This window comes from Mycobacterium simiae, from assembly GCF_008370645.1.
GTDB classification, from domain to species: domain Bacteria; phylum Actinomycetota; class Actinomycetes; order Mycobacteriales; family Mycobacteriaceae; genus Mycobacterium; species Mycobacterium simiae_A.
The window spans coordinates 18286-40819 of the sequence record NZ_VTZN01000010.1 but is presented as its reverse complement, the minus strand read 5'-3'; the positions used below and the strand labels follow the sequence as shown (position 1 = coordinate 40819).

The following is a 22534-nucleotide window of genomic DNA, read 5'->3' as shown; positions in this document are numbered from 1 at the left end:
CCCAGCTTATTGGGGGATCGCAGGTGCGACCAGCATCAAGCGGCCCAGGGCTGCCGTCCGAGCAACCGGCACAGCAGATAGATGATGAACGAAATAGTGGCCACAAACACCGACACCGGGACACCGGGCGCCAGGGATAGCACTACTCCGCCGACCGCCGCGCACTCGGCGAAAACCACCGAGGCCAGTATCGCCGCACCGGGTGCGGCGACCACTCGAGCGGCCGCGGCGGCCGGGGTGATCAACAGCGACATCACCAGCAGCGCTCCGACGATCTGGACGGCCTGGGCGGCCACCACACCAACCAGCGCAGCGAACACGATGCCCAGCGCACGCACGGGGACGCCGCGGGCGGCGGCGACTTCTGGATCAACGGTGGCGAACAACAGCGGTCGGTAGCAGATGGCCAGCACGGCGACGACAAGCACGCACACCAGCGCCAGCATGGTCAACCCGGAATAACCCACCCCGACGATCTGGCCGGTCAGCAGCGCGAAGCTGGTGCCGCTTCGTCCCGGATAGAGGTGGATGAACAACACCGCCAGTCCCAGCCCGAACGCCAGCACCACACCGATCACCGCATCGCGTTCTCGGGCGCGCTGACCGAGGACGCCGAACAGCGCCGCGGCCAAAGCGCTGCCCACCAGTGCGCCCATACCGACCTGAAACCCGGTCAGCAGTGCGAATGCGGCTCCGGTAAGCGACAATTCGCTCGAGCCGTGCACCGCGAACGACATCTGACGCATCACGATGAAAGGCCCGATCAGGCCGGCCACCAATCCCAGTAGCGCCGCCGCCACCAATGCTTGCTGGACGAAGTCATGCCTAAGCAGATGGGCCGTGATGTCGAAGGCGAACAGGTGGTGCAGCATGTCGGCGACGCGGTCGTTCATCATGCCTGCCCGTCCGGCGCGCCGACCACCACGAAACGGTCTTTGACCCGCACGACCTGGATGTCTGCCCGGTACAGCGCCGACAGTATCGGTGTGGTCATCACCTGCTCGACGGTGCCAATCCGGAATCGGCCGTCAACCAGATACAGCACTCGGTCCACGAACGGCAGGATTGGATTCACCTCGTGGGTCACGACGATGACCGCGGTTCCGGCTTCGCGGCGGCGACGATCGAGCAGCATCGACACCAGGCGGGCGTTGGCGGGATCCAAGGCCAGCAGCGGTTCATCGCACAGCAGCAAGGCGGGGTCGCTGGCCAATGCCTGCGCGATGCGCACGCGCTGCAGCTCTCCTCCGGACATCAGCCCAACCCGCACGTCGGCCAGGTGTTCGCCGTTGACCTGCTGTAGCGCCCCAAGCACCGCCTGCCGCCGGCTAACCCGACTGGCCAACCGCAGCGGCATGGTGCCCCAGCGGGACCCGTCGACTCCCAGCTGGACCAGGTCGCGCCCGCGCAGCATCACTTCCCGGTCAATCGGATGGTGCTGCGGCACATACCCAATCGGACTATCGACCAGCGCGACGCCGCCGTCGAGCCGAAGCTGTCCCAGCAGCACCTTAAGCAGCGACGTCTTCCCCGTGCCGTTGGGGCCCAGCACTGCAATGAACTCACCGGACGCCACCGACAGGTCCAGATGGTCCCAAAGCGTGCGCTCACCGAACGCCAATCGGGCGCCGCGCAGCACCACCGCGTCGTGGTCCACCGGAGGCACTCAGCGGCCCGACCGCAACGCGGCGGCCAAGTCATTGACGGTGTTGCGCTGCCAGGTCAGGTAGTCGGTGCCCGCAGGCAAGATCTCGGATACTTCAGTCACCGGCACACCGGCGCGGCGGGCCGCTGCCTGCAGATCGGCGGTGGCCGCGGTGGTGGTCTGCGGGTTGACCAGCAACGCTGCCACTTGCCGACGGTTGATCAGGTCCAAGACGGACGCCATGTCGGCGGGGGCGGGATCGTCGCCGTTCTCATTGGCCGCCGCGAACGCGCCCGGGGTGCGATTGACCAGTCCCGACGCGGCCAGCAAGTAGTGCACGACGGGTTCGGTGGCGATGACACCGGCACTTGGGTACGCCGCGGCGATGGCGCGTTCGGAATCGGCAATCGCGTCGGCGCCACGGCCAAACTCGGCCGCGTTGGCCCGATAGCTGGAGGCGTTGGTCGGGTCGATCACCGTGAGCCGCTCGGCGATAGCGGCGGCGACAGACTTGGCGACGCTCAGGTTGTAGAAGACGTGCTCGTCGGGTGGTGTTCCCTCGACGACGGCGTCCAGCAGCGCGTAGGCGTCGACCGACCGGATGTGCGGATGCTCGGCGAGCAAACGGTCGACCCACGGGTCGTAACCGCCCCCGTTGTAGACCACTACGTCGGCATCGGCGAGCGCGGCGGCATCGGCAGCAGTGGCCTGGTACGAGTGTGGATCGGCCGCGGCGCCGGCAAGGATGGCTTTGACGGCGACGTGGCTGCCGACGACCGCGCGTGCCACACTGCCCCACACGTCGGTCGCAGCCACCACGGCGGCGGCGCCCGGGTGTGTGTCGATCCCGCAGCCGGAAAAGACAAACGAACCGACCAGGCACAGCAGGATGGCCAACCCCGGAAGCGACAGTCGCGTCACCCTGACAAGCCTCATGCTCATATCCTCTCGGCCGCCGACGTGCGTAGATAATAATGAAAATCGTTTCCACGAGAAAGTCGGGTGTCCGAGCCGCGTGGCCCTGCGAGCGGGCCCGCTGTAGCCTCACCGAACGTGAGTCCCACACCGCGCCGGCGGGCCACTCTGGCGTCGTTGGCGGCTGAGCTCAAGGTGTCGCGCACCACCATTTCCAATGCGTTCAACCGGCCGGATCAGCTTTCCGCTGATCTCCGCGAACGGGTGCTTGCCACGGCAAAGCGGATGGGATACGCGGGGCCGGACCCGGTGGCGCGATCGTTGCGCACCCGCAAAGCCGGAGCGGTGGGCTTGGTGATGGCCGAACCGTTGACCTACTTCTTTAACGACCCCGCTGCCCGCGATTTCGTGGCGGGCGTGGCGCAATCGTGCGAAGAGCTGGGGCAGGGCCTGTTGTTGGTGGCAGTCGGCTCCAGCCGGAGCCGCCAGGACGGCACCGCTGCCGTGCTCAATGCCGGGGTAGACGGATTCGTCGTCTACTCGGTATGCGACGACGATCCCTACCTGCAGGTGGTCCTGCAGCGGCGCCTGCCGGTGGTAGTGGTCGACCAACCCAAGGACCTGCCCGGAGTATCCCGGGTGGGCATCGACGACCGGGCGGCGATGCGCAAGATCGCCGACTATGTACTCGGCTTGGGTCACCGGGAGATCGGGCTGCTGACCATGCGACTGGGCCATGACCGGCGCCAAGACCGCGTCGACGCGGAAAGGCTGAAATCGCCGACTTTCGACGTGCAGCGCGAGCGCATTATCGGTGTCTGGGAGGCGATGACGGCCGCTGGCGTGGACCCGGATTCACTCACCGTGGTGGAAAGCGACGAGCATCTGTCGACATCCGGCGGCAGTGCCGCCAAGGTGGCGCTGCAGGCCAATCCCCGGATTACCGCACTGATGTGCACCGCGGATATCTTGGCCCTCTCGGCTATGGATTACCTGCGCGCACACGGCATTTACGTGCCGGGCCAGATGACGGTCACCGGGTTCGACGGCGTGCCGGAAGCGATCGGCCGCGGGCTCACCACAGTGTCGCAACCCAGCTTGCACAAGGGCCGACGCGCCGGTGAACTGGTACAGCAGCCACCGCGGTCTGGTCTGCCGGTCGTTGAGCTACTCGATACCGAGCTAATCCGGGGACGTACCTCCGGACCGCCGGCTTGACCGGAATTACCCGCCTCCGTGATCGCGGATTAACAGGCGTACGGCGAGGTCCAGCCGCTTGCTGACATCGGTCGCCGAGGCGCGGCGAGTAAGCCAGGCAAGCAGATTCGACAACCACACATCGGAGATCACCCGGGCGATATGGTACTGATCCTCGGTCGGTTCGCCCTCTGCCATCGCCCGTGCGAACATGCTGTCGATGAGCTTCTCGACCTGGTCGACCTCGCTGGCCGCCGAGGCGTCGGCGAAGACGTAGGCGCGGGTCATCGCCTCGGTAAGCAGCGGATTGCGCTGCATGGCACGGTTGAGCTTGCCGATCATGAAGTTAAGCCGCTGAAACGGAGTACTCCCGGCGACTGAAGAACGGTCGGTCTTGGCATCGATGCGGCTGAATTCGCGGCCTAGCGCCGAAACCAGCAGGTGCACCTTCGACGGAAAGTACCGGTACAACGTGCCGACTGCGACATCGGCCCGGTCCGCCACGGCACGCATCTGCACCGCTTCGTAGCCACCCTTAGACGCGATGGCCAGGGTGGCATCCAGGATGCGTTTGCGACGCTCGCGCTGCGCCTCCGAACCCAACTCGGACTCAGCCAGTACCGCCACCTTCATGACCTCGCGAGGTTGCGGGTCCGAGGCGCGGCCCGAACTCGTGTTCGCTGGCGACATGTAGCGAGCAACTCCTCTCCGGGGTGGTGCGCTGGCAAACGATACGCAGGCTGTGCGTGCATTTCCCACCTCCCGGCGGCATGGGTAACGTCGTGTACTGGCCTAATAGCGATCGACTTGACGGCTGATGATGTGCACTATTAGAACACGTTCTAGTGGCCGTGAATGGGTCTCGGACATCTTCAAGCAAAAGATTCTCAGGATGGGAGGGCTGAAGGTGGTAGCGACCGTCACCGACGAGCAATTCGCAGCGCGGGAGTTGGTGCGCGACTGGGCCCGCACCGCGGTCGCTGGGCAAACTGCGACTGCGGCCGGCCGTGCCATCGAACACGGCCATCCCGATGCCTGGCGCCCGGTTTTCGCGGGGCTGGCCGAGTTGGGACTGTTCGGCGTCGCCGTCCCGGAGGAACACGGCGGGGCTGGCGGCAGCATCGAGGACCTTTGCGCGATGGTCGAAGAGGCCGCCAAGGCCCTGGCGCCGGGCCCGGTCGCGACCACCGCGCTGGCCAGCCTGGTGATCACCGATTCGGAGTTGCAGGCCGAGCTGGCATCCGGAGCGCGTTTCGCCGGGTTGGCGTTGGAAGGCGAGTTGCGGTTCGACGGCCCGGCCGGACGAGCGTCGGGCACGGCGCCCTTGGTGCTGGGTGCCGCAACCGGTGGCCTGTTGCTGCTGCCGGCCCAGGATCAGTGGCTGCTGGTTGACAGCACTGCGGGGGGCGTGACGCTGGAGCCACTACAGTCCGCAGACTTCTCCCGGCCGCTGGCCCGAGTGGTGCTAACATCGGCGCCGGCGCACGCAGTGGACGCGGCGGGGCGACGGATAGCGGACTTGGCCGCGACCTTGCTGGCGGCGGAGGCAGCCGGAGTGGCTCGGTGGGCGCTGGACACTGCGGTGGCCTACGCCAAAGTGCGTGAGCAGTTCGGCCGGCCGATCGGCAGCTTTCAGGCCATCAAGCACATCTGCGCGGAAATGCTATGCCGGGCCGAACAGGCCGAGGTAGGCGCCGCCGATGCGGCCCGGGCTGCTGGCGAGTCGGATGATAGCCAGTTCGCGATTGCGGCGGCGGTGGCAGCCGGTATCGGCATTGGCGCCGTAACGGCAAACGTTAAAGACTGCATTCAGGTGCTGGGCGGTATCGGCTGCACCTGGGAGCACGACGCACATCTGTATCTGCGCCGGGCGCACAGCATCGGCCGGTTCCTTGGCGGTGCCGAGCGCTGGCTGCGCCGCGTTGCCGCACTGACTCAAGACGGGGTCCGTCGTCGGCTGGGGGTCGATCTCACCGATGTCGAGAGCCTGCGACCCGAGATCGCCGCGGCAGTCGCCAGAGTCGCCGCGCTGCCGGAGGAAAAGCACCAGGTTGCCCTGGCCGAGGCTGGGCTGTTGGCCCCGCACTGGCCGCCGCCGTACGGGCGCGGCGCTGCTGCGGCCGAACAGTTGCTGATCGATCAGGAGCTGGCGGCGGCCGGCGTCGTGCGGCCAGACCTGGTGATCGGCTGGTGGGCGGCGCCAACCATCCTCGAGCATGGCACTCCAGAACAGATCGAGCGCTTTGTGCCGGCCACCCTGCGTGGTGAATTCCTATGGTGCCAAATGTTTTCCGAGCCAGGAGCCGGGTCGGATCTGGCGTCGCTGCGGACCAAAGGGGTGCGCTCTGACGGCGGCTGGCTGCTCACCGGGCAAAAGGTATGGACGTCCAAGGCGCACCTGGCCAGGTGGGGGGTGTGCCTGGCCAGAACCGATCCTGATGTGCCGAAACATCAGGGCATCACCTACTTCCTGTTGGACATGACGTCTCCTGGTATCGAGATCCGCCCGCTGCGCGAGATCACCGGCGACGCACTATTCAACGAGGTTTTCCTGGACAACGTGTTCGTGCCTGACGAGATGGTGGTCGGTGCGGTCAACGATGGCTGGCGGCTGGCCCGCACCACGCTGGCAAATGAGCGGGTGGCGATGGCCACCGGTACCGCGCTGGGTAATCCGATGGAACAGCTGCTCGAGGTGCTTGCCGAGATGAATCTCGATGTCGCCCAACAGGATCGCTTGGCCAGGTTGATCGTCACCGCGCAGAGTGGAGCGCTGCTTGATCAGCGCATCGCTGCGCTCGCGGTGGGGGGCCGGGATCCAGGACCGCAATCCAGCGTGCGCAAGCTCATCGGAGTCCGCTACCGTCAGGCGCTGGCCGAATACATGATGGATGTGTCCGAGGGCGGTGGTCTCGTCGCAAACGAGGCGGTTTACGACTTCCTCAACACCCGCTGCCTGACCATCGCCGGCGGCACCGAGCAGATACTGCTCACCGTGGCCGCCGAGCGCCTCCTGGGCCTGCCGCGTTAGTCCCCGCGCAGGGTGCCTCCGGGGGCGCCAAATTCGGTCGATATCGGCACCCGTCCGCAACGGCTGTGTCTCCGAATCACCTCTGTCCGACAAGAGCGGCACACGGCCGTCCGGTGATGAAGGAGTCGAAACGCAATGATGAACGCATGGGCCAGGACAGTCGCTGCGGCAAGCCTCGCGGCGATCGCAATCGGGGGTTTCTCGGCTTGTTCGAGCGACAAGTCAGCTACCGGGCAGTCGACCAGCAGCAGTGCCCCCACCAGCATGGCGGCGCCGGCGTCGACATCGGCGATGGCCGATCCCGCGGCTGACCTGATTGGTGCGGGCTGCGGAGAATACGCCAAGCAGAATCCCAGCGGCCCCGGGTCGGTTGCCGGGATGGCGCAGGATCCGGTGGCCACGGCAGCGTCGAACAATCCGATGTTGTCTACCCTTACTGCGGCATTGTCCGGCAAGTTGAACCCGAACGTGAACTTGGTGGACACCCTCAACAGTGGCCAGTACACGGTATTCGCGCCGACCAACGCCGCATTCGAGAAGCTGCCGGCCGCCACGATCGACAAGCTCAAGACGGACTCACAGCTGCTGAGCAGCGTCTTGACCTACCACGTGGTGCAGGGCCAGGCGAGTCCCAGCAAGATCGACGGCACGCATAAGACCCTGCAGGGGGCCAACGTCAACGTGACCGGCCAGGGTAGCGGCCTCAAGGTCAACGACGCGGGACTGGTATGCGGTGGCGTCCGCACGGCCAATGCGACTGTGTACATGATTGACACGGTCCTGATGCCGCCAAGCCAGTAGCGCCAATAGCCTTATCTGGCGACGCTAGCCAAACAGCCCGGCCACGGCCGGGCTGTTTTCCTATTGTGCAGTTAGCACCAATCCGAAATGGCAACGGCACCGAATACCAAACATGTTGACACTCGCGCTGATTGGCTTTGTCGGCGGCCTCATCACCGGCGTATCACCCTGCATTCTTCCGGTACTGCCGGTGATATTTTTTGCAGGCGCACAGAAAAGCGGCCCAGCGACGGCCGCGGAGAATGAATCCGGTGGTGGCCTCGCTGTCGCGACGAAGCCCAAACGCGCACTGTCAGAGACGTTACGCCCCTACCGAGTGATCGGCGGCCTGGTGCTGAGCTTCAGCCTGGTCACCTTGCTGGGCTCGGCATTGCTGTCGCTGCTGCACCTGCCACCAGACGCCATCCGCTGGGTCGCGTTGCTCGCGCTAGCCGCAATCGGCCTGGGCCTGATCTTCCCGAAGTTCGAACAGCTGCTGGAGCGGCCGTTCTCCCGAATTCCGCAAAAGCAAGTGGGCAGCCGCGGCAACGGGTTTGGCCTCGGCCTGGCATTAGGCGTGCTCTACGTCCCCTGCGCGGGACCGGTGCTGGCAGCGATCGTGGTGGCCGGCGCGACCGCCAACATCGGTGTGGGCACCGTGGTCTTGACGATGGCGTTCGCGCTCGGCGCCGCGCTGCCATTGTTGTTCTTCGCACTGGCCGGCCAACGGGTGGCTGAGCGGGTGAGCGCTTTCCGGCGTCGTCAGCGTGAAATCCGTTTGGCGGCTGGAATCGTGACGATTCTGCTTGCGGTGGCGTTGGTGTTCAACCTGCCCGCATTGCTGCAACGGGCCATTCCCGATTACACCAGCTCGCTGCAAGACCAACTCGGCAGCGATCAGCAGATCCGGGAAAAACTTAGCCTTGGTGGCATTGTCACCGACCAGAATGCGCAACTGTCCAATTGCAGTAACGGCGGAACACAGCTCGAAAACTGCGGTCCAGCACCCGATCTCAAAGGTATCGTGGGCTGGCTGAACACGCCCGACGCCAAACCGATCGACCTGAAATCCTTGCGTGGCAAGGTCGTGCTGATCGACTTTTGGGCCTACTCGTGCATTAATTGCCAACGCGCCATCCCGCACGTTGTCGGCTGGTACAACGCCTACAAAAACCTGAGTTTCGAGGTTATCGGCGTCCACACCCCCGAATACGCGTTCGAGAAAGTGCCCGGCAACGTTGTCAAGGGCGCCGCTGACCTGAACATCACGTACCCCATTGCGTTGGACAACAACTACTCCACCTGGACTAACTACCGCAATCGGTACTGGCCTGCCGAGTATCTCATCGACGCCACCGGCACGGTGCGACACATCAAATTCGGCGAAGGCGATTACGATGTCACCGAGAGCCTCATCAGACAGCTGATCGGCGACGCCAGTCCCGGGGTCAAACTCCCAGCGCCGGTCGACGCGACCGACCGCACCCCGCGCCAACAAACCACTCCCGAGACCTACTTTGGCGTCGGCAAGGTGGTGAACTACGGCGGCGGCGGACAGTACGACGAAGGCACGGCAACCTTCGACTATCCGCCAAACCTTGCCGCCGACAGCTTCGCACTACGCGGCCAGTGGTCGCTGGATTATCAGGGCGCGACGGCTGAAAGCGATGACGCCAGTATCAAACTCAACTACCGCGCTAAGAACGTTTATGTTGTCGTCGGCGGAGCCGGGAAGCTCACGGTAACGCGCGACGGACAGTCCTTCACAGTGCCGATCAGCGGGCCGCCCACGTTACACCAGATCGTCGCTGATGAGAACGTCCAGGGTGGCACCTTGGACGTTCGCCCCGGCAAAGGCCTGCAGATCTACTCCTTCACCTACGGATGAATCAAATCACCAGCGATTGGGTAACCAGCCGTCCAGAGCCTTAGCGGCTCCGAATAAACAATGTCCGAAATGATGTAGACGGTGCAACGCCGTCAATGATACGACGAGGAGCCGATACGCGATGAAGCTACAGAAACGGTCAGTTGCCGTACCAGGTTTAGCGGCGGCAGCCATCGCTGCTCTTGGGGTGGTCACCGCCCCAACTGCCGGCGCGGCAGATCTGGTTGGGCCGGGATGTGCGGAGTACGCGGCCGCAAATCCCAGCGGGCCGGGATCGGTCGAGGGAATGTCGCTGGCCCCGGTGGCCGTAGCGGCCTCCAACAATCCGATGCTCACCACGTTGACCTCAGCGGTGTCGGGCCAGCTCAACCCACAGGTGAACCTGGTTGACACGCTCAACAATGGTCAGTACACGGTCTTCGCGCCGACTGACGCGGCGTTCGGCAAGTTGCCCGCGTCCACCATCGACCAGCTCAAGACCGATTCAGGTTTGTTGAACCGAATCCTGACCTACCACGTGGTGCAAGGCCAGCTGAGCCCGGCCAAAGTGGTCGGCCCGCACAAGACGCTTCAGGGTGCCAACGTGACCGTCAGCGGCCAGGGCAACAACATGAGCGTCAACAACGCTGGCGTGGTGTGCGGTGGAGTGCCTACCGCCAACGCGACGGTCTACATGATCGACACCGTGTTGATGCCGCCGGCGTAGCCGCACCTCTGCGAGCCGCTTGCTGACGGGTCCCCGGCCAGGTACTCGACCGTCTCGTTCCTGGCCGGGGCCAGCAGTCAACTTGAAGGCTAATGTTGTTAACAGGTGGCCTTCGAAACCGCTGGGTCATCGGTCTGGTCAACCCGGTGCCACGCTCCATACCAACGCGGGCGCAGCGGCGAGCATCGTGCTGCAGGAGCCGAACACAGGGACTCAACGCTAAGAACTCATTGAGGGGAACGGCGATGCTTAAACAGATCCAGACGGTCATCAGGTGCCTGACCGAAGCGGCCGGTTCCGTGGTTGGACTACGCTGCGGCACCGAGGAACCGCGCCACAGCAGCGAGCAGCTGACCGACGGCGTGGAGATTCGCCACTACGGCCCGCGGATCGCGGCAGAGACCACCGTGAGGGCGGGTGAGGAAGCTGCGCGCAACATCGGATTTCGCCGCCTCGCGCGATACATCTTCGGCGCGAACCACGCCACGGTCAAGATAGCCATGACGGCGCCGGTAGTACAGCATTCGGCTGGCGCCAGTGGTGAAAAGATCGCGATGACCGCGCCGGTCTCACAGCGGGCTGCGGCCGACGGGGTTTGGGTGATTCGTTTCTTCATGCCCGCTGACAAGACCATGGATTCGCTGCCCCTACCCGACGACTCGGAAGTCACGTTGGTCAACGTCCCGCCCGAAACCGTTGCAGTGCTACGATTCTCAGGAATCCCCACTGAGACCGCAGTCGCATCGCAGACCGCTAAATTGCTGCGCACCTTGCGCGAGCACGGATTCGCGTCGACCGGAACACCGGCGGCATGGTTTTACGATCCACCGTGGACCATCCCTATGTTGCGCCGCAACGAAATTGCTGTGCCGGTTACCGCCATCCCCTGAGCAGCGGTGCCGAATCGCGAGTTGGGCACCGACCATTTCGAGCTCGGCGAGCTGGTGGTCCTTGGCGCCACGGCGAAGCTGGCGTTCGAAAGCATCTGGCTGGCGAGGCGCGGCAGCCTCTGACGGCTCGCGCAGCGCACGCGAGTGACGATCTCAATCAGGCCAGCCGTTTTCCACGAGCGAGTCCGGCCCTCCGAATGCCCGCGTCGATGCAGCGGATGGTTGGCACGAGGCACGCGGCGACGGAGCTCACCACCATCGGTCCGCAACGCCGACATCTACTGTCGTCCAGGACGTTCGATGTCGTGAGCCGCGACTGGGCATTGTCTTATCCATGACGATGGTCATTGCTGCTCGAGTAGCCGTAGCGGATGCTGGCCGTCGACTGCCCCGACGAACGGGGGATGGATGCTGTAACCGAGCATGCGTTGGATGTCCGGAGAAACGACTTTGACGACGTCGGTCGGCACCGACAGCGTAAAGGCCTCGAGTGGTCGCAACCAGGGTTGGCAGTATTGCGCTGTCACCGCCAGGCGCGCCGCTGCTGAGCTGTTGGCGCCACCGCCGTGCCAGAGGGTTCCCAGGAAGAAAATGCACGAGCCGGCTGGCATGACGACAGGCTGGCCAACGTCGCTGGACGTCGGCCGTCGGTCATCCCAAAGATGGCTTGCCGGAATCACCCTGGTGGCGCCATTGGCAGCGGTGAAGTCGTCGATCGCCCAAATCGTGGCCGCCCCAAGGGCAGGGCGGGGCCTGGGAATCGGGTAGAAGGCATCGTCGAAGTGCAACAGTTGACTGGATTCCCCTGGCTGGATGTTGATGACCTGCAGTGCAGAGAGCAGGTAGTTGGGCAGCAAAAGTCGATCTAGCACCGCCAGGGCTCGCGGATGCTCCACCAACCGGTCGCAAACTCGGGTCTTGGTCAATACGCTGTACAGCCGCTGCGTGCGGTGTCCCTCGAACGAGTTGCGCCCGCCGTGACTGAGCAGTGGGGTCACCGCATCGCGGACTTGCCGACATTCGTTGTCGCTCAGAAGGTTTTCCCAAATGACGTAGCCGTCACGGGCCAGGGCTGCCAGGTCTGCGTTGACCAGGGCGCGATCCACCGAGGCGCCCGCGCTTGGCGTCCACCGGTAGCGGCCGGCCAGATCGCCGGACAAGTCGTCAAGGGTTGAAATGTCGCTCTTTACCCTCATGTTTCCCGAATCCCTTCGCGGGCAAGGCCGACCGCGCCGGCCACAAATATCCACACCTGATCGACAACCTCGTGGGCAGGTGGGCGAGGCGTTCGACTGAGCGCGAGCGTGCTCATGGCGTGGACGCCCGACAACGTGGCGACGGCGAGCAGGTGCGGATCTCGGTCGGCCGGCAGCTCGGCGATACGCTGAGCATGCTTAATGTTGTGCGCAGCGACGTTAGCCAGCTCCTGCAACAGGCGGGCGTTTTCGGCGACGACGGCGCCGTCACCCAATGGCCCGCCCAAAACCAGCGGGGCCAACGGCTCAGCGTAAAGAAACCTCAGCCAGTCGCGGATACGCTGGCGCTCCCGTCCGGCCCATGTCGGGGCCGCGTAGTTGCGAAATGTCACGGCAGTGCCCAGTCGGTGGTAGAAATCTTGGACCAGCGCGATCAGCAGCCCGGACCGGGTTCCGAAATACCGGTACGGCAGGCCGGCGCTGACCCCCGCCCGTCGCGCGACGGCGGCAACCTCTAGCTCTCCGGTTTCCGCCCATTCTGCGACGGCAGCGTCGAGCAAAGCGCGCTGCGTTGCCGACGCCCTTGATGTCGTCCCCACCGGCACGAATTCAAGCATAAGTTGAGTTCAGCTCAATAACTAGACCTGATCAGGCGCATCGTGCGAAATGTATTACATGGGTCGGCCAGGGACGATGAAACCAAGCGACAAATACAAGTAATTAGCTTCGCTTTGTATCAATTCAAGGGAGGTTTGCCAGATGTTGATATCCGGGCGGCCGTCCACGCCTATGCAATGACAGGGGCCTGGCGGTACAAGGAGTGCAGCTACGTCAATCGTGCCCGCTCATTCCGGTACGAACCGGCCGGGTCGATTTATACCGTTGCAGGTTCTTCGAGGAGCTGTTGGCTGCGTTTCCCTCATCGAGCTTACCGGCGAGCCGGTCCGGGTTCGGTTCAACCTGAACAATTCGTGCCAGCGCCTTCCCCGTCCGGCTAAGCGCGTGAGAGCACAGTGTCAGTGGCGTCGATGCGCCACGATTTCCCGCCTTTTTTGGGGGTGTAGGCAACGCCGCGGGAGTGCCATCTCTCCCCGGGCGCGGTGGTGGATTCAATGGTGAAGTGGCGCAAGACCGTTCGGAGCACAATGTCCATCTCCATGTTGGCGAAGGCGGCGCCTACGCAGCGTCGAGTGCCGCCGCCGAACGGAATCCAGGCGTAGGTTGACGGTTTGGCTGCTAGGAAGCGCTGTGGCTCGAAACGCTCCGGGTCGGGGAAAAGCTCTGCATCGTCGTGGATTTGGGAAATGCTGACGAGGATCGAATATCCGTGGGGAATGACCCAGTCGCCTAATTCAAATGCGGGCGCCCAGACGTGGCGACCGGCAATATCGATGACCGTTCTGGTTCGTTGCACCTCCAGGATCACCGCCTGCCGCACCGTGTTGTCGTCAGTGCCGGCTTCCGCGGACAGCGCAGCCAGCACCTCGGGATGGCGACTGAGCCGTTCGAACGCCCATCCCAAGGTGGCCGCGGTGGTTTCGTGACCGGCGCCTAACAAAGTGAGCAATTCGTCGCGAATATCGTTGCGCGACATGGGTGAACCGTCCTCGTAGGAGCTGCGCAGCATCAGCGCCAGCACGTCGTTTTGCCGCTCGAAATCGGTGTCTGCGCGCTTGTCGTCAATGAGTTTGTCCACGATGGCGTCGTACTTGCGGCGCTGTGCCACCAGCTGGCCCCACGGGGTATAGCGGCCATAGCTGCGCTTTGGAGCAGGCAGTGTTGCCAGTCGTGATCCCAGCGTGACCCACGGCGGCAGCAGCCTGCGCAGCTCGTCGAGTTGGTCGCCGTCCGCGCCGAAGACGGCTCGCAAGATGGCGTTGAGGGTGATGCGCATCATTGATGGCAAAGTCGCGAAGCTGCGCCCGTCAGGCCAGTCGGCGATCACGCGAAGGGTTTCTTCCTCGATGATGTGTTCGTAGGTCTTGATGCTCTTGCCGTGAAACGGCGGGGTCAGCAGCCGCCGGCGCCGTCGGTGATCGTCGCCATCGAGAGCAAACACCGAACCGCGTCCCAACACCCGGCTCAAGTTTGGCTGGATGTTGCCCAGCGCCTCGGGACTGGCGGTGAAGACCTGCTTGGCCAGCTGCGAGTCCGCGACCACCACCGAAGGGCCGTATACGGGAAGGCTGAGGGTGAACACCTTGCCGTAGTGGCGCGCCAGCTGCTGGGCTGTCCATCGTCGCGAGATCGAGAAAGTGATGCCTTGCAGCGCTTTTGGGATTCGGGGAGTCGGCGGCAAGGTGACTACAGGCGACTCGTTGGTGGCCGGTTTGATGGCAGAGATTGCTTGGTTCGTCACGGTGTTGCTCCCAACATCGGGATGGTACGGTGGTGTACCGGAGGTAAGAACCGACGGTACTCTGCCGTACCACGATGCCGCCATAGTGTCGACGCTCAGCAGGGCAATCGTGACAGGGGTGTGCGGCGAGGTTGTCGGCTGCGCCGCAACGGGCGTCAGCGCAAGATGGTGGATCGTGCGATCGGTTGTGGAGCGCCTCCGCTTCTTGATCGTGATTGCGGTGTGCGGTTTGGCCCTGACGACTGCGGTCACCTTGCTGTGGCCTTGGGGCGGGCCGTGGAACTCGTTGCGGTGTTAGCTGGTAGCGGTTGGCGGAGGATTCCTCGGTGATCACCCTGCTCGAAGTCGTGGACCTGTTCTTGGTGGCGACGGTGCAACTCATTGGGCTCTGGGCCTGTTTGAGCTCTTCGTGGCCGACCTTCACCTGCCCGAGTGGTTGACCGTGCATAACCTGGGCGATTTGAAGCGACCGATCATTCAGGTGCTAGTGGTTGTGATCGTGATCAAGTTCGTCGAACGCATGCTGATGACCGGTGCCCTAGACACGCTGTATTACGGCGCGGCCACCGCCGTCGTTACGCATCTCCCTTGCGTTGTTCATTCGCTTCGGCGAGCAGCAGGGCTGACGTCGCGGCGTACCTGTGTCAGGCGGACGAGTTGTTTAAGGCCAACGAGCCGTCGTTCGCGAGCGTGCGGGCTCGGAGCCGAACTCGCCGCCTGACTCATACCAAACTCATGCCGAAACTTATTGTTGCAAAGCGTTTTCGCTATCTAGCGTTGGTTTAGGGGGGCGACGCGGACGCCGCCACAGGACGTTAGGGAAGCGCCATGGACCTCGACCGCATCACCCACCCCCTAAGGTTGGCCAAGGGCTCACACCGGCCTGGATCGGGCAAAGGGTGCGCAATGAACGTCATCTCCTATATCAACGGCGATGCGCGGGTCAGCGATTTCCCCGCCTGCTCGGCTCGGCCGCTGGCTGCTTTCGTGCAATCGTGCAACGATCTGCTGGCCGGGCCCGGGGACTACCTGTCACCGCAAGACAGCATGCTCGCCCTTGATTTGGGCTGGCAAACCGTAGGAACCGCCGGCGTAGCCCGCAGCGTGGTGCATGCCTGGGTGGCTGACCTGCTGACCAGCCCGAGCTGGGGAGTGGTCCAGTATGTCCGGATCACCACCATGCAGGCGATATACGACATCGCTGAGTTGCACCGCCGCGCTGCCCGGGCCGACATGCCGCGCCCGGCCAGCTGGGAAGCCGCATATGACGTCGTCGTGGGCGCCGCACGCAGTTATGGCCCTGCCTCCACGCTTCCCGGAGCCCATGCCTTGCAGGCGGCCTGGCAATCCACCTTGCTCGCCGACGATCACCGCCAAGGGGCCCTCGATGCGGTGACCGGAAGCGCTGTGCGCGCTCATGCGCTTGCGACCGGTACTGCGGCCTCGGATCGATTCGCTAGGATCACCGGCTGCGCCATCGCCTCCTGGCGTCACCTGGCCAGCCTGGATGACCCCCATCGCTGCCGCGGAGTAGCCAACCAGCGATCCGTGCGACGAGTCGGGGCATAGCGGCGACCGGGTAATTACATCGCCCTGCGGGCGCGCCGGCTGCGGCCTGTGACGCCGAGGTAGATCGCGATCAGTACGACGGCGACGAGAATGCCGACCAGGAACGGAACAACCGCCCAGCCTCCCCCTTGGTTCTGGTAGTCGAACACGTTGTAGCAAATCCACGAGCCGATGAATGATCCGGCGATGCCGAGCAGGATCGTCATGAACACGCCGATGTCTTGCTTTCCCGGCATCACCCAGCGCGCGAGTGCGCCGATAATCAGACCACCGATGATCGCGGTAAGGATTGTCCAGAACATTGCCCACTCCTATCAGCCATGGCATCGATTCATGTCGAGGTTGTTCCCGCGATGGGGGTGTCTTAACCCGAAGTCCGCTACCGATTCGTTGACTCTGAGAAGTGACGACGCCACGACATTTGGACGGGTGTCGAATTGGCGCCGGCAGGGCGGGAAGGGCCTCGGTGCGGCTGTTTCTGCGAGAGAGGGAAACGAACGCGCCCGGTTCTGGAGCCCACTGGCATAGGGCTGGTGACTGCGGGTCTCGCCTTCGCTCTGCAGCGCGTGATCACCGCCGCCGCCGGCTACTTCGTCATCCCGCGCGGTGACACGTTCAACATCGGTGACCGGAGCACGATGGGTGGGGTGCGCGGAGACGTCATCGGCCTGGGCTTCATCAAGACCACAATTACAAAGACCGCCGGTACTGCAGGGCGCGGAGCCGCCGCAGTGGGTGACGAGCCGTCATTACACGGGACGCGTGGTGACCGTGACTAACGACAAGGTTTTCGACGAGCCCATCTACAACTACACCCGCGACTTTCCTTATCTGTGGGAGGAAATGACGATCCCGGTCACCTACCGGGCCGAACGTCACGCCGCCGAGCGGATCCTGCTCGAGGCGCCCGACATTCCGTCGCCGCCGGCGAGATGCCAGAAAATGCGTTAGAAAGTATGCGGCGCAAGTACTTCGTGCGCGACATCGACATCGAGCCCAAGGTCTATTGGCGGCTCACCGACAACTGGCTGGAGCTCACGGTCCGCTTCCTGCCGATGTCCACGGCGTGCGCGATGTCAAGGACCAGATGACCCGCGAGGTGCTGGACCGGCTCGACGCGGTGGGGATCGAAATCGCCTTGGCCACCTACGAAATCGTCGGGCTGCCGCCGGTACGGGTGAGATCTGCCGACTGAGCGATAGGTGCTCACGCCGAACCGCCTGCTGCGCTGCTCCTTTGGTTTCGTATCGCCGGCACGGGTAGGCCACCGCAGGTGGCATCTCAATCGGGAGGAGTTGTGTGTTGGCGGCGGCCGGCAAGAAACTCTCACTGACGGGGTCCGTGGCGCTGGGAACCGGGGTGATGATCGGCGCCGGGATCTTCGCCCTCGTCGGACAAGTCGCGGAGCTGGCCGGCTCGTGGGTGCCGTGGGTGTTTCTGGCCGGAGCGGTGGTGGTGGGCTTCAGCGCCTACTCGTACGTTCGATACTCCAGCACGGATCCGTCGTCCGGCGGAATCGCGATGCTGCTCAAGGCCGCTTACGGCCCCGGCGTGACGGCGGGCGTCTTCTCACTCTTCATGTACGTGTCGATGATCCTGGCGGAGGGCCTGCTTGCGAGGACTTTCGGCACATACCTGTTGCGCCCGTTCGGGCTGCAGGGCTCGGCCGTATGGGTCCCGGTTCTCGCCGTGGTGGCCATTGCCGCCGCCACGGTGGTCAACCTTGTCGGCAACAGGTGGGTCGAGCGTTCGGCGACAACCACTGCCGTGATCAAGATCGCCGGCATCGCCATGCTGGCCGTCGCCGGAATTGCTGCTACCGAAATGTCTTCGCTGAGTCGCGTGCTCACCGGTGGCGAGGACCAGACACCACCGCGTGACGGCTGGCTTGGCTTCCTGGCCGGCACCGTGCTGTGCATCTTGGCGTACAAAGGCTTCACCACCATCACGAACCAGGGCAACGACATCCGGAGTCCCAAACGCAACATCGCCCGGTCGATCGTCATTGCCATCGCCGTGTGCACGGTGATTTACCTGCTGTTGACCGTCGCAGTGGCGGGAAGCCTGTCGGTGCCCGAAATCGTCGCGGCCCGCGACTACGCCCTGGCCCGGGCCGCCGAGCCGTTCTTCGGCTCCTGGGGTGTTCGGCTCACTGTCGCCGTCGCGGTCGTGGCGACGTTGTCCGGGCTGCTGGCCAGCCTCTTCTCGGCGCGGCTCGACGACATGCTGCGGGACATGAAGCAAGTGCCGGGACTGCCCCAAGCGGTGCGTCGCCAGTCGCTGCTGATCACGGCGACGCTGGCGATGCTCACCGCCGCGTTCTTCGACCTGAGCCAGATCGCTTCGCTTGGGGCCATGCTGTACCTGTCGATGGATATCGCCATCCACTGGGGACTTATCCGCCGGCTGAGGGACGAGGTCGAGGCCAGGGTGTGGGTTCCCTGGGTGGCGATCGCGCTGGACCTGCTGGTTCTCGTCCCGTTCGTGATCATGAAATTTCGCACCGATGTTCTCACGTTAGTGATCACCGTGGTCGTCGTTGCGGTGATGGTCTTGGCCCAGTGGTTCGCCGTCCGTCGCCGCGACAGCCAGTCGACGACGGGGAGTCCCCGAAATGGGTAAGCCCTTGAGATGTGGTTTGATCCGTCGGCGGCGTTGGCCCGTGTTGTGCTGTGAGGAGGCGGCGCCTACGTGTGGCTGTGCTGGTTCTTCGCTTCTCGGGTACGGGACACTTGCCAAACTCAACGCCCTCGATCTGGTTGTCACCGTCGCGTTGGGTTCGACGCTCGCGACGATCGTGCTGAGTGAGGACGTCACCTCGGCGGAGGATTAGTAGCTCGCCGTCAACACTGTTCAAATTTGGGGCCGCCACGCATGGGCCAGCGCGGCCTCCACGGCTCGCCCCAGCCGCGCCAGATGGGCGTACTCGCTGTCATCGAACCGCTGTTGCGACACCGTGTGCCGGAGCCGGGCCAGTTGATCCGATATGGCGGTCTTGTGCTCGGGATCGGTGGCCGACCACGCAACCTCCTGCAGCAGCTCGAACAGCCTCGACAGCAGGCTGGGGTCACTTGCGCCGTATCGACGCGGCTGAGACACCGCGAGGTCCAACAGCTCGACTAGATCCGGGCGGCGAACGACCACCCGCATTACGCCCTGGTCGTCCGTGACGACCTTGGGTCCGAGCCGGCGTTGGACTAGTTCGCATAGCAGCGCCGCGCTGTGTCCCAACGTGTGGATAGCGGTGGTCGGGTCGTTCAGCGACGGCGACAATGCCCTGACCGCCACATCGGTCAACTGTTGCAGGCCGAAGGCAACATCTTCGACAGTGGTCCGCTCGTCGCTGGTTCGCACTGCGGCCCTCACGCGGTCGCCTAGGGATTTCAGCACGTCCCGATCAAGCCTGGCCGCTCCCTGGAGCGGCCAGGCGGATGCGATCGGTGTGCCGGCGACCAGCCATTCCCCGGGCGTGCGGAAAACCATTATCACGGCATCGGCGTGTTCGGCCGCGGACAGCAGGGAGTCCGAGTCGATGTTGTTCACGAAGCCGGTGGACCCTGCGCATAATTCCCTAGCCCACGCCGGGACAGCTGGCACGAATGCGGCCGGTTTATTGTCCCTGCCGGCAAACACCTCGTTTGCGGTCTGCGAGGCATCGGAGTGAACGGTGCTGATCAACGTTTCCACTCGGATCCCGCGCGCCAGGTGCGCGAGAAAGAACACCAGAAAGACGACGGCGGACAGGGCCAGAAGGTAGGCCATCGTCACCGACAGCTTCGGTACGAAAAGCCCGTTGCCGGCTGTGCCTTCGCGCACGGTCCGCAGAATCGTGAGCGCGTAGACGAAGGTTGCCAAGAACAGCGCGAGTGTGCCTTGCACGAAGCGGTCGCGTGCGAAGGTGCGCAATAGCCGAGGCGAGTACTGCCCGCTGGCCAGCTGCAGCGTGACGACGGTCAGCGAGAACGTCAGCGACGTCACCGTGATCGCTGAGCCGGCGATCGTGGCCAATACCTCTCGCGCCTCTGCCGCTCCGCCCCCGAAGAACAGATCCGACACGGCCGCGGGCATCGTGTTCGCCAGCGCGCTGTCCGCATGCGGCAGCACAAACCCGGCCGCGAGCGCGCTCATCACACCGGTCATCGGCAACGGCCACAGCTGCGTGCGCAACGCGTCGATTGCCGATACCCAGCTGCTCTTCGGCGTGTGCCGAGTCATCGCGGGGAGCCCGCCTACGGTGACCGTGTCATCCGGCGCGACCGTGCAGCAGACACCGCCGCGCCCACAATGAGTAGCGCTCCGACCGCGGCCAGCGTGATGGTCCAGATTCGCCGGTCCTGCAGCTCCATCTCACACAGCCGAGTGAAATTCACATCCGCGACAATCCCCCCCGGAACAGGGACATTGGCGGCGCCGCGGTCATCGTGCGCACGAGCCCCGGAGAAGTCGGGAGCTATCGGCGAACCGCAGCCGACCGTCTGCGCCTGCAGCGAGACTGAAACCGGAGCCACCAGACCCACGAGGCCGACCACCAGCGCCACCACACCACCGAACACGACCAACCGCCGCACCGTCACCGAACCGATATACCCGGTTCAGCCGAAACTATTCCCCGCGATCCAGTCTCTGCGACAAAATCGCCCTGCCCCTCCGACAACTGGACCGCAGCCAGTTGTTGGACACGCCTTAGGAGAACGTGGTCTGCGCGCAGGTGCTGGGCGAGGTGAGGTTGACCCCGGTGTAGACGACTTGGATGTGCGTGCACACGATGACGCCTACGTTGGTCATCGGTTTGCCGGTCGACCAACTCGTCGAATCGATGACGCCGGTCGTCTGGTATTTCTCCGGCGGGCCTTCGCCGAAGTAGACGGTGGTGATCACGTCGGACCCGCCTTCTTTCATGACCCGCTCGAACTGGCCTGTGGCGTGTGCATCCAGATAGGTCAGGCGGTTCGTTGGCCGGATCTCGGTGGTTTGACGGGCCCAGAGATCGGGCGGGAAGCCAGCCGGGCCGTCAGGCGTCCGCAGATTGGCCCCCGCGACAAAGTCGCAGCTGCCGTTCGAGTGGCAGTTCAGGACGGTATGCGTCTCCAGCTGGGTGACGTCATCGACAGGAAACAAGGTGGTGGCGGTGTTGCTCGCCGCCCGGGATAGCGGAGTGGTCACCGCAATCAACACTCCGGCGATCGCTGCGACTATCGGAGGACCGGCCACCAGCCGCTTCATCTCGCATCCTTCCGCCAGGATGAACATAGCGCCCGCGACTACTCGTCGTAGGTCACTTCTACCGAATCAGATTCCGGATGAGATTGACAGGCCAGAATGAGCCCGTCGTCGAGATCCTGCTGCTCCAGCACGTCGTTGACTTCCATGGTGACTTTGCCGCTGCGCAGCGTGCAGGCGCAAGCGCCGCAATGGCCTTCCCGGCACGAGAACGGCGCGTCGAGGCCCGCGGCCAGCAGGACATCAAGCAGCTTGGCGTTTCGTGGCCAGGACACAGTGTGGGTCTCACCGTCCAGCTCCACCACGGCGGTGGCCGGTGGCTCAGTGTCGTCGCCGCCGACATCCTCTAGTTTCACGATCGCGAACGGATCGGAATCCAGCGACTTGAACACCTCGATGTGTACTTGCTGCGCAGCAACTTTCAGCGCCTCCAGGGCTTGGCGCGCCGCGTTCATGAACGGACCCGGGCCGCAAATGAAGGCTTGCCGCGCGGTATACGGGGCAGCCAGCTGGGCCAGCGCGGTCGCGCTAGGTAGTCCTTGCAGCGACTCCAGCCAGTGCACCACCGTGAACCGACCCGGATACTTTTCTGCCAGCTTGTGCAGTGCGTCACCAAAGATCACCGAGCGGTCGTCGCGGTTGGCGTAGACCAGTATCACCTGTCCGCTGCCTTCGGCCAGCACCGACTTGCAGATCGACATGATCGGCGTGATCCCGCTGCCGGCGGCCAGCAGCAGGAAGTCGTCGTCGAGCGTTGTGGGCACAAAGTTGCCCGACGGTGCCAAGACATGAATTCGCATGCCCGGGTGCGCGTGGTCACACAGCCAGTTCGACGCGTATCCGTCCGCGGTTCTTTTGACCGTGACGGTGAGCGCGTCGTCGGTGAAGGGCGAGCTGCACAACGAGTAGCAGCGAGCCACCGAGCCGGTTTGGTCGCTAGGAACGCGCAGGGTCAGGAACTGTCCGGGCGCATAACGCAGCCGCTCCGGTGGGATAGCTGGATCGCTCGGCCCGTCGGGAACCGCGAACACCAGCGAGCACGCCTCGCCAGTTTCGGCGACGACCTCGGCAATCTGTAGTTCCAGGACGTGGCTGCCGAGCGGTTCGTCAGGGACTGCCTCGGTCAATACCCTGCCTC

Annotated in this window: 24 protein-coding genes; 12 read left to right on the top strand and 12 right to left on the bottom strand. The window is 64.2% G+C overall.

Features of this window, described 5'->3' with window-relative positions:
- Window positions 1–35 precede the first annotated feature (35 nt).
- The 3 genes from F0Q45_RS03305 to F0Q45_RS03295 are packed head-to-tail and all read right to left on the bottom strand — an operon-like array spanning window position 36 to window position 2587.
- A complete protein-coding gene (locus F0Q45_RS03305) occupies window positions 36–893 on the bottom strand; it encodes a metal ABC transporter permease (protein ID WP_149652561.1) in 858 nt (285 codons plus the stop codon).
- On the bottom strand, window positions 893–1666 hold the full coding sequence (locus tag F0Q45_RS03300) for a metal ABC transporter ATP-binding protein (RefSeq protein ID WP_149652560.1): 774 nt from the start codon (window positions 1664–1666) through the stop codon (window positions 893–895). The genes F0Q45_RS03305 and F0Q45_RS03300 overlap by 1 nt, the downstream gene beginning before the upstream one ends.
- Window positions 1667–2587, bottom strand: a complete 921-nt coding sequence (locus F0Q45_RS03295) for a metal ABC transporter solute-binding protein, Zn/Mn family (protein WP_373424909.1) — start codon at window positions 2585–2587, stop codon at window positions 1667–1669.
- Between the two features lie 111 nt (window positions 2588–2698).
- Here F0Q45_RS03295 and F0Q45_RS03290 point away from each other — a divergent pair, with 111 nt between their 5' ends.
- Window positions 2699–3778: a LacI family DNA-binding transcriptional regulator gene (locus F0Q45_RS03290; RefSeq protein ID WP_149652558.1), complete on the top strand. Its 1080-nt coding sequence runs from the start codon at window positions 2699–2701 to the stop codon at window positions 3776–3778.
- A gap of 6 nt (window positions 3779–3784) precedes the next feature.
- On the opposite strand, the gene kstR is transcribed toward F0Q45_RS03290, so the two are convergent.
- On the bottom strand, window positions 3785–4384 hold the full coding sequence (gene kstR / locus F0Q45_RS03285) for a cholesterol catabolism transcriptional regulator KstR (protein ID WP_188112767.1): 600 nt from the start codon (window positions 4382–4384) through the stop codon (window positions 3785–3787).
- Window positions 4385–4664: 280 nt separating this feature from the next.
- On the opposite strand from kstR, the gene F0Q45_RS03280 reads away from it, so the two are divergent.
- The 5 genes from F0Q45_RS03280 to F0Q45_RS03260 all read left to right on the top strand — a co-directional run bounded on the left by F0Q45_RS03280 (window position 4665) and on the right by F0Q45_RS03260 (window position 11052).
- Window positions 4665–6788, top strand: a complete 2124-nt coding sequence (locus F0Q45_RS03280) for an acyl-CoA dehydrogenase (RefSeq protein ID WP_149652578.1) — start codon at window positions 4665–4667, stop codon at window positions 6786–6788.
- A 135-nt stretch (window positions 6789–6923) separates the two neighbouring features.
- A complete protein-coding gene (locus F0Q45_RS03275; RefSeq protein WP_149652556.1) occupies window positions 6924–7589 on the top strand; it encodes a fasciclin domain-containing protein in 666 nt (221 codons plus the stop codon).
- A 112-nt stretch (window positions 7590–7701) separates the two neighbouring features.
- Complete coding sequence (locus F0Q45_RS03270; RefSeq protein WP_149652555.1) at window positions 7702–9456, top strand: cytochrome c biogenesis protein DipZ; 1755 nt, start codon at window positions 7702–7704, stop codon at window positions 9454–9456.
- Between the two features lie 121 nt (window positions 9457–9577).
- The gene (locus tag F0Q45_RS03265) at window positions 9578–10162 is read left to right on the top strand and encodes a fasciclin domain-containing protein (RefSeq protein ID WP_149652553.1); all 585 of its coding nucleotides are present in this window, start codon (window positions 9578–9580) and stop codon (window positions 10160–10162) included.
- 245 nt (window positions 10163–10407) lie between these two features.
- Window positions 10408–11052 (top strand): SOUL family heme-binding protein, encoded by a 645-nt coding sequence (locus tag F0Q45_RS03260; RefSeq protein ID WP_149652551.1) that lies wholly within the window; start codon window positions 10408–10410, stop codon window positions 11050–11052.
- A gap of 344 nt (window positions 11053–11396) precedes the next feature.
- Here F0Q45_RS03260 and F0Q45_RS03255 read toward each other — a convergent pair whose 3' ends face one another.
- The 3 genes from F0Q45_RS03255 to F0Q45_RS03240 all read right to left on the bottom strand — a co-directional run bounded on the left by F0Q45_RS03255 (window position 11397) and on the right by F0Q45_RS03240 (window position 14607).
- A complete protein-coding gene (locus tag F0Q45_RS03255) occupies window positions 11397–12248 on the bottom strand; it encodes a phytanoyl-CoA dioxygenase family protein (protein ID WP_149652549.1) in 852 nt (283 codons plus the stop codon).
- Window positions 12245–12853, bottom strand: coding sequence for a TetR/AcrR family transcriptional regulator (locus tag F0Q45_RS03250; protein ID WP_262490853.1), 609 nt, complete (start codon window positions 12851–12853; stop codon window positions 12245–12247). The genes F0Q45_RS03255 and F0Q45_RS03250 overlap by 4 nt, the downstream gene beginning before the upstream one ends.
- 389 nt (window positions 12854–13242) lie before the next feature.
- A complete protein-coding gene (locus F0Q45_RS03240) occupies window positions 13243–14607 on the bottom strand; it encodes a cytochrome P450 (protein WP_373424908.1) in 1365 nt (454 codons plus the stop codon).
- Window positions 14608–14905: 298 nt separating this feature from the next.
- Between F0Q45_RS03240 and F0Q45_RS30075 the strand changes: the two genes are divergently transcribed.
- Window positions 14906–15328, top strand: a complete 423-nt coding sequence (locus F0Q45_RS30075) for a YqhA family protein (protein WP_149652576.1) — start codon at window positions 14906–14908, stop codon at window positions 15326–15328.
- A gap of 107 nt (window positions 15329–15435) precedes the next feature.
- Window positions 15436–16176: a hypothetical protein gene (locus F0Q45_RS03230; RefSeq protein WP_149652547.1), complete on the top strand. Its 741-nt coding sequence runs from the start codon at window positions 15436–15438 to the stop codon at window positions 16174–16176.
- Between the two features lie 14 nt (window positions 16177–16190).
- Here F0Q45_RS03230 and F0Q45_RS03225 read toward each other — a convergent pair whose 3' ends face one another.
- Window positions 16191–16478 (bottom strand): GlsB/YeaQ/YmgE family stress response membrane protein, encoded by a 288-nt coding sequence (locus F0Q45_RS03225; protein WP_149652545.1) that lies wholly within the window; start codon window positions 16476–16478, stop codon window positions 16191–16193.
- 231 nt (window positions 16479–16709) lie between these two features.
- On the opposite strand from F0Q45_RS03225, the gene F0Q45_RS28570 reads away from it, so the two are divergent.
- The 4 genes from F0Q45_RS28570 to F0Q45_RS03215 all read left to right on the top strand — a co-directional run bounded on the left by F0Q45_RS28570 (window position 16710) and on the right by F0Q45_RS03215 (window position 18798).
- Window positions 16710–16955, top strand: a complete 246-nt coding sequence (locus F0Q45_RS28570) for a mechanosensitive ion channel domain-containing protein (protein WP_223163868.1) — start codon at window positions 16710–16712, stop codon at window positions 16953–16955.
- Entirely contained in the window at window positions 16939–17127 is a 189-nt protein-coding gene (locus F0Q45_RS28565; protein ID WP_223163867.1) for a hypothetical protein, read from the top strand. Before F0Q45_RS28570 ends, F0Q45_RS28565 begins: the two co-directional genes overlap by 17 nt.
- A gap of 115 nt (window positions 17128–17242) precedes the next feature.
- Entirely contained in the window at window positions 17243–17371 is a 129-nt protein-coding gene (locus F0Q45_RS28985; RefSeq protein WP_262490851.1) for a hypothetical protein, read from the top strand.
- Between the two features lie 104 nt (window positions 17372–17475).
- The gene (locus F0Q45_RS03215; protein ID WP_262490850.1) at window positions 17476–18798 is read left to right on the top strand and encodes an APC family permease; all 1323 of its coding nucleotides are present in this window, start codon (window positions 17476–17478) and stop codon (window positions 18796–18798) included.
- 231 nt (window positions 18799–19029) lie between these two features.
- On the opposite strand, the gene F0Q45_RS03210 is transcribed toward F0Q45_RS03215, so the two are convergent.
- From F0Q45_RS03210 to F0Q45_RS03195, 4 genes are all read right to left on the bottom strand, one after another.
- Complete coding sequence (locus F0Q45_RS03210) at window positions 19030–20391, bottom strand: DUF2254 domain-containing protein (RefSeq protein WP_149652543.1); 1362 nt, start codon at window positions 20389–20391, stop codon at window positions 19030–19032.
- A gap of 14 nt (window positions 20392–20405) precedes the next feature.
- Complete coding sequence (locus F0Q45_RS03205; protein WP_149652541.1) at window positions 20406–20750, bottom strand: hypothetical protein; 345 nt, start codon at window positions 20748–20750, stop codon at window positions 20406–20408.
- A gap of 109 nt (window positions 20751–20859) precedes the next feature.
- Window positions 20860–21399 carry a hypothetical protein gene (locus tag F0Q45_RS03200; protein WP_149652539.1) on the bottom strand — a complete coding sequence of 180 codons (540 nt, stop codon included), beginning with the start codon at window positions 21397–21399 and terminating at the stop codon, window positions 20860–20862.
- A 38-nt stretch (window positions 21400–21437) separates the two neighbouring features.
- Window positions 21438–22523 carry a ferredoxin--NADP reductase gene (locus F0Q45_RS03195; RefSeq protein ID WP_149652537.1) on the bottom strand — a complete coding sequence of 362 codons (1086 nt, stop codon included), beginning with the start codon at window positions 22521–22523 and terminating at the stop codon, window positions 21438–21440.
- Window positions 22524–22534: the final 11 nt, after the last annotated feature.

Excerpts from the sequence above, each read along its gene's own strand:
- F0Q45_RS03305 (WP_149652561.1), bottom strand. The coding sequence starts at position 893 with ATGAACGACCGCGTCGCCGACATGCTGCACCACCTGTTCGCCTTCGAC.
- F0Q45_RS03295 (WP_373424909.1), bottom strand. The coding sequence starts at position 2,587 with ATGAGCATGAGGCTTGTCAGGGTGACGCGACTGTCGCTTCCGGGGTTG.
- F0Q45_RS03275 (WP_149652556.1), top strand. The coding sequence starts at position 6,924 with ATGATGAACGCATGGGCCAGGACAGTCGCTGCGGCAAGCCTCGCGGCG.
- F0Q45_RS03270 (WP_149652555.1), top strand. The coding sequence starts at position 7,702 with ATGTTGACACTCGCGCTGATTGGCTTTGTCGGCGGCCTCATCACCGGC.
- F0Q45_RS03265 (WP_149652553.1), top strand. The coding sequence starts at position 9,578 with ATGAAGCTACAGAAACGGTCAGTTGCCGTACCAGGTTTAGCGGCGGCA.
- F0Q45_RS03260 (WP_149652551.1), top strand. The coding sequence starts at position 10,408 with ATGCTTAAACAGATCCAGACGGTCATCAGGTGCCTGACCGAAGCGGCC.
- F0Q45_RS03255 (WP_149652549.1), bottom strand. The coding sequence starts at position 12,248 with ATGAGGGTAAAGAGCGACATTTCAACCCTTGACGACTTGTCCGGCGAT.
- F0Q45_RS03230 (WP_149652547.1), top strand. The coding sequence starts at position 15,436 with ATGGACCTCGACCGCATCACCCACCCCCTAAGGTTGGCCAAGGGCTCA.
- F0Q45_RS03225 (WP_149652545.1), bottom strand. The coding sequence starts at position 16,478 with ATGTTCTGGACAATCCTTACCGCGATCATCGGTGGTCTGATTATCGGC.
- F0Q45_RS03210 (WP_149652543.1), bottom strand. The coding sequence starts at position 20,391 with ATGACTCGGCACACGCCGAAGAGCAGCTGGGTATCGGCAATCGACGCG.
- F0Q45_RS03200 (WP_149652539.1), bottom strand. The coding sequence starts at position 21,399 with ATGAAGCGGCTGGTGGCCGGTCCTCCGATAGTCGCAGCGATCGCCGGA.